Source organism: Noviherbaspirillum pedocola (genome assembly GCF_016632335.1).
GTDB classification, from domain to species: domain Bacteria; phylum Pseudomonadota; class Gammaproteobacteria; order Burkholderiales; family Burkholderiaceae_D; genus Noviherbaspirillum_A; species Noviherbaspirillum_A pedocola.
Genome location: NZ_JAEPBG010000074.1, coordinates 1 through 1,318, shown reverse-complemented (window position 1 = coordinate 1,318; position 1,318 = coordinate 1). Strand labels below are relative to the sequence as shown.

1 protein-coding gene is annotated in these 1,318 nt (G+C 56.9%); it reads right to left on the bottom strand.

Going from position 1 to position 1,318, the window contains the following annotated elements; translation table 11 throughout:
• Window positions 1–260: 260 nt before the first annotated feature.
• The gene (locus JJB74_RS32950) at window positions 261–1,271 is read right to left on the bottom strand and encodes an IS110 family RNA-guided transposase (protein WP_200598768.1); all 1,011 of its coding nucleotides are present in this window, start codon (window positions 1,269–1,271) and stop codon (window positions 261–263) included.
• Between the last annotated feature and the right edge of the window lie 47 nt (window positions 1,272–1,318).

The window sequence follows — 1,318 nt, the reverse complement described above, 5'->3', positions numbered from 1 at the left end:
TTGCAAGACCTGCCGTTTTGACGTCGAAGTGAGAATCGACTGCATGTATCTATCCGGCCTACTGTGGCACCCGTCGGCACCGGCCCTGATGTCTTCCGCTCGCAAACTGCCTCATTACCGCTACGGTCTGAGATCAACCATGTTTGTTGCCAGGCTCTTGTTTGCGTGAGTTCGAACTCATTCTCCATCAACCCGTCTGGCCCGCAATCGTTGGCAGGACACTCCTTTGCTAACTCTTTGCTCGTTGATTTCTCCGGTTACTACGCTACCCGGTATTCCGTTCCACGTACCAGCATGGCCCAGATGGTCCTGGCATTCCTGGCTGCCAGCGCAACCGCTGCTACCGGATTGCACGATCGACGTTGTAGCTCTGCTACCCATCGGCTCTTATGATCGGTCTTGCCCGCCATTGACCGCATGGCGCTACGGGTGCCATGAATCAGCAACGTCCGTAATCGCACGTCGCCACGTTTGGTAATGCCGCCCAGTCGGCTCTTGCCGCCACTGGAATACTGCTTTGGCGTGAGCCCTAGCCAGGCGGCAAACTCCCGGCCGCTGCGAAATAGCTTGCCATCGCCCACGCTGGCCACTAACGCGGTGGCGGTAATGGGACCGACCCCTTCGATCTTCATCAAGCGCTTGGCAGGCTCGCTTTGTGCCGCCAGCATGGCAATCTTGCGCTCATACTCGGCTGCTTTGCTGTCGAGGCTAAGCATGCGCTCGTATAGTTCAGCGATGGTTTCTTTGGCGAGCAGCGGCAAAGCTCGTGCACCGGTGTGCAGCTCCGTCATGACTTGGCGTAGTTTAGCCATGCCGGTGGCCACGGCGATACCGAACTCGCCGAGCAAACCACGGATCTGGTTGGACAGGGCAACGCGCTCTGACACCAGTAGTTCCCTGGCCCGGTGCAGCGTCAAGACTGCTTGTGCTTCCTCGGTTTTAACCGGTACAAACCGCATATTGGGCCGGCCCACTGCTTCGCAGATAGCTTCCGCATCATTGGCGTCATTCTTGCCATTCTTGCGATACGGGGTAACGAAATGGGGTGCCATGAGCCGCACATCATGGCCGAAGCGGCGTAGTTCCCTGGCCCAGTAGTGTGAACTGGAACAGGCTTCAATACCAATGAGGCATACCGGTAATCTGGCAAAGTAAGTCAGCACCTGGGGACGTGACAAGGTTTTTTGCAAAATGGTTTTGCCATGCCCATCTACGCCATGCACTTGGAACACCTGCTTTGCGATATCCAAACCGACCCGTACGATTGCCATGTTTGCCTCCTACGTTGGATGCGATGCCCATGCTTCGCGTGCCCCCA

Coding starts and splice junctions, on each gene's coding strand:
- JJB74_RS32950 (WP_200598768.1), bottom strand. CDS start 1,271: ATGGCAATCGTACGGGTCGGTTTGGATATCGCAAAGCAGGTGTTCCAA.